Source organism: Paraburkholderia ribeironis (assembly GCF_900019265.1).
GTDB lineage: Bacteria > Pseudomonadota > Gammaproteobacteria > Burkholderiales > Burkholderiaceae > Paraburkholderia > Paraburkholderia ribeironis.
In genome coordinates this window covers 47,033-55,548 of record NZ_CYGX02000024.1, presented here as the reverse complement: position 1 = coordinate 55,548, position 8,516 = coordinate 47,033, and the positions used below count along the sequence as shown (strand labels likewise).

At 60.8% G+C, this 8,516-nt stretch carries 7 protein-coding genes; 2 read left to right on the top strand and 5 right to left on the bottom strand.

Annotation, left to right across the window (positions count from 1 at the left end; genetic code table 11):
- Nucleotides 1-1,358 precede the first annotated feature (1,358 nt).
- From pheA to BN2475_RS11760, 4 genes are read right to left on the bottom strand one after another with little or no spacing between them, the layout of a single operon-like run.
- A complete protein-coding gene (pheA, locus tag BN2475_RS11780; RefSeq protein WP_094779703.1) occupies nucleotides 1,359-2,201 on the bottom strand; it encodes a prephenate dehydratase in 843 nt (280 codons plus the stop codon).
- On the bottom strand, nucleotides 2,198-2,878 hold the full coding sequence (locus tag BN2475_RS11775) for an acyl-homoserine-lactone synthase (RefSeq protein WP_094779702.1): 681 nt from the start codon (nucleotides 2,876-2,878) through the stop codon (nucleotides 2,198-2,200). Before BN2475_RS11775 ends, pheA begins: the two co-directional genes overlap by 4 nt.
- Before the next feature lie 6 nt (nucleotides 2,879-2,884).
- Complete coding sequence (locus BN2475_RS11770; RefSeq protein ID WP_094779701.1) at nucleotides 2,885-3,841, bottom strand: NAD(P)H-dependent flavin oxidoreductase; 957 nt, start codon at nucleotides 3,839-3,841, stop codon at nucleotides 2,885-2,887.
- 1 nt (nucleotide 3,842) lies between these two features.
- Entirely contained in the window at nucleotides 3,843-5,486 is a 1,644-nt protein-coding gene (locus BN2475_RS11760) for a thioesterase, FlK family (RefSeq protein WP_245841281.1), read from the bottom strand.
- 427 nt (nucleotides 5,487-5,913) lie between these two features.
- On the opposite strand from BN2475_RS11760, the gene BN2475_RS11755 reads away from it, so the two are divergent.
- Nucleotides 5,914-6,651: a LuxR family transcriptional regulator gene (locus BN2475_RS11755; RefSeq protein ID WP_143325775.1), complete on the top strand. Its 738-nt coding sequence runs from the start codon at nucleotides 5,914-5,916 to the stop codon at nucleotides 6,649-6,651.
- Nucleotides 6,652-6,695: 44 nt separating this feature from the next.
- On the opposite strand, the gene BN2475_RS11750 is transcribed toward BN2475_RS11755, so the two are convergent.
- Complete coding sequence (locus tag BN2475_RS11750) at nucleotides 6,696-7,115, bottom strand: acyl-CoA thioesterase (RefSeq protein WP_245841280.1); 420 nt, start codon at nucleotides 7,113-7,115, stop codon at nucleotides 6,696-6,698.
- A gap of 242 nt (nucleotides 7,116-7,357) precedes the next feature.
- Between BN2475_RS11750 and BN2475_RS11745 the strand changes: the two genes are divergently transcribed.
- Nucleotides 7,358-8,515 (top strand): 3-deoxy-7-phosphoheptulonate synthase, encoded by a 1,158-nt coding sequence (locus BN2475_RS11745; protein WP_094779698.1) that lies wholly within the window; start codon nucleotides 7,358-7,360, stop codon nucleotides 8,513-8,515.
- Nucleotide 8,516 lies beyond the last annotated feature (1 nt).

The window sequence follows — 8,516 nt, the reverse complement described above, 5'->3', positions numbered from 1 at the left end:
GCGCCCGAACCGGCTGCACCTGCACCCGAGCCGCGTGCGCCCGAACCGGCTGCGCCTGCACCCGAGCTGCCCGCACCCGAGCTGCCCGCACCCGAACCGCCCGCACCCGAACCGGCTGTGCCTACCCCCGAACCGCCCGCGCCCAAACCACCTCCTCCGTGAGCGCCTGCAGGCTGTCCTTGAACCAGCCGCAGTGAAGCAGAATTCCGAGAAGGTGTACCGCGAGTATTCGGAGAAGGTGCACCGCGGTGATCGAGCGAAGCGGAAGACACGGCTGGGGCATGTTCAGCATTGCTAATTGCAGGTCCCCGCGCAGGAACTGACGATGATCCCGCGACATGAACGGACGAAGACGCTTGTGGCGTCGGCGATGTGGGCAGGGTGATCCCGCTCGCATGCCGCTTGATTGCTCTCACATACGGCGCCGAGTGGCGGCGATTCTGCGTGGCGGCATAGCTTGCGTGATCGGGCCCTCGTGTAACCGACTGCGGCGCGGCAGAATCCAGAGTAGCTTCAGCGCCGTGATCGGACGGAGCGGAAGACACAGGCGGGGCGAGGTCAGCACTGCCAACCGGGGTTGCGCGAGCGGGAGGCGACGGCGGCAGCGCGACATGCCCGGACCAAGTCTTGTGTTGCGCTGGCGACGTTGTTCCGATGATCCCGAGCGCCTGATCATCGTCGAACCGATCGCTACGCGCGACGATACCCATGACCGCGACAGCCAACGCGCTTGCCGACGCAGCCCAAAGCGCAAGGCGTCTGCCTCGCGAAGGCTGTGCGGTATTGATGTCTGCATCGGGGCTACCTGCACCCGAACGCGGAAGCCCGGTCTGCCTGAAGATTCCAACACGCTTCGGACCGTTTCGCCAAGTCCTTCCATTCACTATGTTCATCTGCCATCCCCTTACGGAGTGCTCATCGAAATGAGCCGCGGTTCGGCCTGTTCGCCCACGGTTCCGCCACGGCAATGGGGAGCCGTGTACCAGCTTTTCTATCCTAAGCCTTTGAGCTATGAAGACGCCCGCCATCTTCGTGGCCGATCTGGACTGGTGGCCGGAATCGCCGTCCGGCGTGCCTCTGCGCGATCCCTCCACAGTTGGCAATGACCCGATGCAGGTAGAGCATTCACTGTGCCTGATAGGTCGAACCCCAATGAAATTGTGAGATCGTGGACATGGCATGGGCATACACGACCCAACAGGATCCGTGCCAGGCGAGGCGGCAGATCGAACGGGGAAAAGATGGAAGAGAAAGATCTATTTGTGAACCTACTTAATCTGGACGCGCAGCGTTTCAAATGCAAACGGAGCCGGGTTCGTCGGGATGCGAAATGGTCCCCGGGAAGGACCATGGTCGGCTTACGCCGCGCGTGGATACGAACCGAGCATCCGGATCTCGCGCATCGAATGCCGAATCTCGGTAAGTGCGGCGCTCAATGGTGGATCGTCGCGATGACCCATCAGATCAAGATAAAAGCGGTAGTTCCAGCCCGAACCATGCGCGGGACGGGATGCGAGCCGCAACACGGACACGCCGTGTCGGGCAAACGGTGTCAGTACATCGACAAGCGCTCCTGGCACATTCGCCAGTGAAACGATCACCGTGGTGCAATCGAATCCCGTAGCCGCCGGTCCCGCGCCGCCTAGCACAGCAAAGCGGGTCCGGTTGTCCGCCTCATCCTCGATTCCCTCAACGACCGCGCGCAGCCCGTAATGTTGAGCCGCTTGTGCGCCGGCCACCGCCGCATGATCAGGTTCGGTAGCCGCCAGGCGCGCTGCAACGCCCGCGCTGGCAACCGCTTCGAGCGAAATGCCGCGGCCATGCAAGCTGAGCCAACGGCGACATTGTGCAAGCGCTTGCTGGTGTCCGCAAATGCGCGTGACGTCGTGCAGCGAGCCGCTTTTCGTCAACAGACAATGGTGAATCGGCAGCACGATCTCGCCGATGATCGGAAACGGAAAGTCGTAGAGCACATCCAGGGTGCGGGTGACAACACCTTCAGTAGAGTTTTCAAGCGGCAAGACGGCATACTGCGCTTGTCTCGCGACGAGCGCCTGACAGGCGGCATCAACGGTGTCACAACTCAGTGTCCTGACCATCAGGCCAAACCGCTGCTGCATCGCAGTTTCGCAGTAAGTCCCCTGCGGACCGAGGTAGGCCACCACGCCTTGTGCTTGCAAAGGCCGCTTGAAGCAGCTCATACCCGTACCTGCATAGTCGCCCCTGCGTGGACGTGATCAGGGTGCGCGTCGCCATGGCGCGTCGTCAGGGAACGCGGTCTTGACGTCACGCGAGCCGCGGAGATCACACCCAATGCAGAACGCGTGGTTTCGTCGAGTTCGATCCAGCAGACGAACATCTGCTTGCCAGCAATGGTTAGCGGTGGTCCTGCCCGACTGGCGTTCACGCCCATTCGATGCAACAGTCGCTCGACGCCGAGCGGGGACAAAGTGATAATCCGCGTCGCGCCCTGCTCCACTGCACACTGGACGCAGGCGGCTAGCAGCGCGCGGGTCAGTTGCCTGGTTTGGCGTGCGTCGAGCGAATGTGACGGTGGCGGCCTTGCGGCAAAGCGCGACAGTTCGACGACCGTTTTGGAGTTCGGTAACGCGACGCCACCCAACACATCGGAAAACACTTCCGAGAGCAGGTAGGGCCGATGCGTCGCAAGCAAGCGGGCGCAACCGCAAACAGCATCATGATTGTCTAACGCGGCGACATACCGCGTGTCGATACGGTCGAACCGATCGCGCTCGAACGGCGCGCAGCACGACAACGGCCATCCCTTCTGTCGCACGAAGATTTCATACCGATAGGCTGCGATTGCCGGTTCGACCCCGGGCGGCAGGCTCGCCGCACATCCATAGACAGTTCGCATAACTGATCACCACGCGATGAGACGGTTGCGTGCGGCACGGTACTCGGTGTCGAGTTGCGTAACGATATCCGCCACGCTGAGTACCGCGTCCATCGACCCGACGCCCTGCCCAGCACCCCAGATATCACGCCATTGTTTCGCACCGGAAGAGGCCGAAAAATCCATCGCGAGCCCGTCTGGTCGCGGCAGATTTGACGGATCGAAGCCGGCCGCCTCGATGCTCTGCCTCAGGTAGTTGCCGTGAACACCCGTGAAAGCGTCGGTGTAGATGATATCGGCGGCTTGCGCGTCGACAATGGTCTGTTTGTAGCGCGTCGCGATGTTCGCCTCACACGAGGCAAGAAAGCGCGTACCGATATACGCACAGTCGGCACCGAGCGCAAGCGCTGCGCACACGGACGCGCCGGTAGCAATCGCGCCCGACAGAACCAGGAAGCCGTCGAAAAAACGCCGCACTTCGGCCACCAGCGCAAACGGCGACAACGTACCCGCATGTCCGCCGGCACCGGCTGCGACCAGGATCAATCCATCGACACCGGCTTCGAGAGCCTTATGCGCATGGCGTACCGTCGTCACATCGTGCAGGATAATGCCGCCATAGGCGTGCACTGCGTCAACGATTGCGCGTGGCGGCGCACGCAGGCTGGTGATGAGTATGGGCACGCGGCGCTCGATGCAGATGCTCAGGTCGACGTCGAGCCGGTCATTGGACTGGTGACAAATCTGGTTCACCGCGTAGGGTCCGAGCGGCGCATCAGGATGCGCGGCACGATACGCCGCCAGTTCGGTATCGAACTGATCGATCCAGTCAGCAAGCTGCGCGCTGGGACGCGCGTTCAACGCCGGGAACGCGCCCACGATTCCGGCTTTGCATTGCGCCAGAACCATCTCTGGATAGCTGGCGATCAGCATCGGCGATGCGATGACCGGCAGGCGCAATGTGTGAAGCAAGGGAGGTAGCATGTCAGTGGACCTCGCAGGCCGGACTCATTGTGCGAGCGCCCACACTGTCACGGCGTTTCGCGATTCGCTCGTGGAACGAGGTCTTGCTCACCACGCAGCGTGTGTGAATGCCGTCGCCCACGACGCCCGCGGCGTCGCTCACGGTCACTCGGTAGGTCATCATCCGGTTTTCCACCGCGATCAGTTCAACATCCACTGTGACTTCCCAGTCAGGCGGCGTAGGCGCGAGATGCCTGATTTCGAAGTTGCAGCCAACAGTCATCTGGGTCGTATCGAGCAAATGATCGGTCGCCGCCATGCATGTCTTTTCGATAAAGATAATCATGATTGGACTCGCGAGTGCATGAGCTTCGCCGCCCCACTGATCAGCAAGATCGATGACGTTGACGTGATGCGTCGCGTGCGCCTTCAGGCCTGGTTCGATGGACACGAGATTCTCCTTTGTCGATGAGTGAATGAGGTCCGAGGGGGACGCACCGATCGCGCTCGCCTCCACGCGAGCGGGTTCCGCAGCAAGGTCGGCTTGCCGCCGCATCTGCGCAAAGATATTTCGCCTATGCATCTCATCCGTGCCGCCTGCGCACAGCATGCCGAGTGTATCCGCGACAAACGACGCAAGCGCTGCGCTGCGATATCCGGCGCTGCCGTACAGGCGGAGCAGGTCGAGCGCACCGGATGACAGATCCTGTGCGCCAGTCAACTTGGCGATCGAGCAATTCGCGAATGCGTCGGGATGACCGCCTAGCAACTGGCCGAGCGCCGCGAGCGACATCCAGCGCGTGCGCTCTATGCCGATGCGGATGTCAACCAGGCGTCGCTGCACGTGCTGATGCGCGTCCAGCGTGACGCCCAGTGCCTCGCGCGACTTCGTATAGGCGAGCGCGTCGTCGAGAAACGGCACGATTGACTGTGCGCATAACAAGCCGAAGTAAGCGCGATTCATCGATGCAATGTCCATCAGGTTGCGCAGTCCGTCGCGCGGCGTGCCGAGCATGCAGTCGTCGTCGAGTCGCACAGACGCGAACTCCATGTCGCCGATGGGCAGGTTGCGATTGCCCATCGTCTGCTGCGGCGGCGATCGCGTCACCCCGGCGAGCGTAGGATCAAGCAGCACCAGCACCGTTGGTTCGTGCGCATCATCCGCGAAGCGAGCTGCGACCAGCAGCAGTGATGCCGTTGGTGCATGACTGATGTTGTACTTGTGCCCATCGAGCAGATAGCCGTGTGCACTCGCACTCAGCGTTGTCTGCAATGCGCGCACTTCTGTTCCTGTTCCGCGTTCGGAAATGGCTGTTGCACAGTTCGCGCCGTCGAGAAGTGGCGCAAGATACCGTGCGCGTTGAGCGGGATTGGCGTGTTTCAGCAATGCGCGGATCACCGTCGCCTGATTCGCAACCGCCATCGCAAACCCTGTCGAGCGCATCGCGCCGACGATACCCTGGAAGGCCACGGTGAAGTCCGACCAACTACCGCCGCCGCCACCGCATTCCCGGGGCACCGGGATGCGCCACATGCCCGCCGCCGTGAGCGCACTCCAACAGTCTGCATCGAAGCCGTCGCGCGGTGCGGCGCGCACGAAGCGCAAACCGATCGCACGATATGTGCGATAGATTTCCCGTTGCTCATCGGTCCATTCGAAGTTCATTTCGATTCCATCCGGGTTGCGTGTTCTGCGTAAAAAGCGCGGTCGTCTGAAATCTAGTCCACGTCGCAGATACGCGAAACTGTGACTAATATCAGTTGCGTGTCGCTTGAATTTGCCCGGAGATTTCGAACAGATTGGAATCGTGATTTTCTAAAACACTCGATTAAAAGAATTTAACAACCACTTCAAAAAATCAAGACAGGAAGCACTGGTCATTTTCCTTCGAAACGCTTTCACTAGAATTTCATCAAGCATTCCGCAAAGAAGATCGGGCGCGACCGTGGGCGTTCGTGGCCCGCACAGGCACGGTCACATCAAGCTTTTTTTCCAAATAGTGGGTATTGAGTCGTCTTACCGACACACGATTGATTTCGGTCCGGGCTTCCTCCGGCGTGCGAGCTGAGCCCCGGCATACTCGAGAATCAACGTGTCGAGACTGGATGAGGAATACAAGATGGCGGCCTGGCGAAACGAGATAATTGGCGCTTTAATGAGCGCACGGGGTTGCGACGAGGCGTTCGCAGCAATCGCCCTACACGCGAAGGAATGGGGATTTGATTATTGCGCCTATGGCGGGCGATTACCGCTACCGATTTGCCGGCCGGCTTTTTTCCTGATAAATAATTATCCGGAAGAATGGCAGCGCGTATATCGGAAAAGCAATTATCTGCGAATCGATCCGACAGTGCAGCAGGGGTTGCGTCGAGCAACGCCGATATTATGGTCGGACCTTGCGGACACCGAGCACGAATTCTGGGCCCATGCGCGCGAGTTCGGCCTGCAGCATGGCTGGTCGCAAGCCTCCCACGACGCGGGCGGTACGGTAGGCATGCTCACGGTCGCACGCGAGCACGAACCCATCGGAGCGAGCGAGCTTGTGAACGTCGAACATCGGCTGAAGCTGCTCGCACACGCCGCGCATAGCGTGATGAGCGGGTTCGCGTTGCCGGCCATTCTGCCCGAATCCGCATCCACACTCAGCCCGCGCGAACGCGAAGTACTGCGCTGGACCGCCGAAGGTAAAACCTGCTACGAAATCGGCATGATCCTCGGACTGACCGAGCGCACCGTAAACTTTCACGTCAACCGTGCGGTGTGTAAGCTGGACGCGTCGAACAAGACGCATGCGACCGTCAAGGCGGCGCTGCTCGGCATCCTGAGCTGAGTCGCGCAGATCGCACGGCGCCGCGCCGTGCGATCTGTCGCTCGCTACAGTCTCCCCTGAAAATTGATCACCCGGTCCTTGAAGTCGTCAGGCACCTGCATCGTCGAGTCGCTTGCATAGTCGAACATGACGTGCGTGGACGACCCTCTTGCGACGACGCCTCCCTGCAGTCCGTCACGCACCATCACGTGCTCGAGTTCGAAGCTCTTTGTGCCGAATTTGACAACGCTGCTTTTTACCTTCAGCCGGTCGCCATAGTGCGCTGGCTGCAAGTACTCGCATGCTGTCTTCACCATGATGTGCGGCAGCTTCTCGGCGAGCGGCACCTCGAGCAGATTGTGCATGAAGTTCAAGTATGCATGCTGCAGGTAGTCATAGTAGACGGGGCTGCTCACATGCCCCATCGAATCGGTATCGCGATACTTCACGTCGATCGACGTTTCGAAATGCCTCTTGTCCATCATTCATCTCCATTGCGTGGTTCGGTCGACGCGTCACGAGGCCAGGCCGTGCGAGCGTCAGTCGCAAAACTACGTCGGGTCCGCGCTCCGCGCTACTGGGATATCTGACAGCGACGCCGAGCGGTCCGCCGCATGGCGCTGCGACTTCTGACAGTTTCCATTCCATGCGCAATCGCCTTTAATCCGTCTCACCAGGTCTGCTCTACATTTGAGCGGACCTCTGTGAGGCACTCAAGGAGTTGCGCATGCCGTCCACGTCCGTAGCCGCATTGCCCAGTAGGCTCACGCTTGTCGAGGAGCTCGCGACCCCGTCCGAGCTGCGCGCGATCATGCCTCTATGCCAGCAGGGCGCCGCATTGATCGCAAACACGCGCAATGCGCTGGCGCAAATTTTTGCGGGCAACTGTGATCGCCTGGCGTTGATCGTCGGCCCGTGCTCGATCCACGATCGCGCGGCCGCACTCGAATTCGCGCGCCGTCTGAACGTGCTGCGTGTTCGGCATGCTGACGTACTGGAAGTAGTCATGCGCGCCTATTTCGAGAAGCCTCGCACGACAATCGGCTGGAAAGGCTGGATCAACGATCCGGATCTCGATGGCAGTTGCCGCGTTGCATGTGGCCTGCGACAGGCTCGCGAGCTACTAGTCGATATCAATGCGATAGCGATGCCGGTCGCCACCGAATTTCTCGACGTGATCAACGCACAATACCTGGACGACCTGGTGTCCTGGGGCGCGATCGGCGCGCGAACCACTGAGTCCCAGGTGCACCGGCAACTCGCATCCGGCCTCGCGGCACCAATCGGCTTCAAGAACGGCACGGACGGCAATGTGCGCATCGCCATCGATGCCGTCAAGGTGGCGCAGCAGCCGCATCGTTTTATCGCGCTGGGCGACAGCGGGCGCCCGGCCAGTGTCGAGACCTCTGGCAATCCCGCGTGTCACATCGTGCTACGCGGTGGCAAGACGCCGAACTACGACGCGCAAAGCGTTGACGAAGCATGCGCCCAGTTGCTCGAGACGGGGCTCGCACCTTATGTCGCGATTGACGCGAGCCACGGCAACAGCGGCAAGGATCCCTTTGCACAAGTCAACGTTTGTAGCGATATTGCTGCGCGCATCGCGAGCGGTGATTGCCGCATCGCAGGTGTGATGATCGAGTCCCACCTGTTTGCCGGCCGTCAGGACGTCATGCCCGGTGCACCACTTGCATATGGAAAGAGCATCACCGATGCGTGTCTCGGCTGGGATGACACCGCCCATCTGATCGACACACTCGCCAATGCGGCGCGTGCGCGACGTTGCATTCGGCGCCCACACGGCACGCGTGAGCGAAGGCGACAATTCGCGGGCCCTATCGACCCCTTCCACCTGACGGGAGAAAATCTTGAACGCACCTCGTGAC

Bases quoted from the DNA above. Each gene is read 5' to 3' on its own strand.
- BN2475_RS11775 (WP_094779702.1), bottom strand. From the start codon at position 2,878: ATGCGAACTGTCTATGGATGTGCGGCGAGCCTGCCGCCCGGGGTCGAA.
- BN2475_RS11745 (WP_094779698.1), top strand. From the start codon at position 7,358: ATGCCGTCCACGTCCGTAGCCGCATTGCCCAGTAGGCTCACGCTTGTC.
- BN2475_RS11750 (WP_245841280.1), bottom strand. From the start codon at position 7,115: ATGATGGACAAGAGGCATTTCGAAACGTCGATCGACGTGAAGTATCGC.
- BN2475_RS11770 (WP_094779701.1), bottom strand. From the start codon at position 3,841: ATGCTACCTCCCTTGCTTCACACATTGCGCCTGCCGGTCATCGCATCG.
- BN2475_RS11760 (WP_245841281.1), bottom strand. From the start codon at position 5,486: ATGAACTTCGAATGGACCGATGAGCAACGGGAAATCTATCGCACATAT.
- pheA (WP_094779703.1), bottom strand. From the start codon at position 2,201: ATGAGCTGCTTCAAGCGGCCTTTGCAAGCACAAGGCGTGGTGGCCTAC.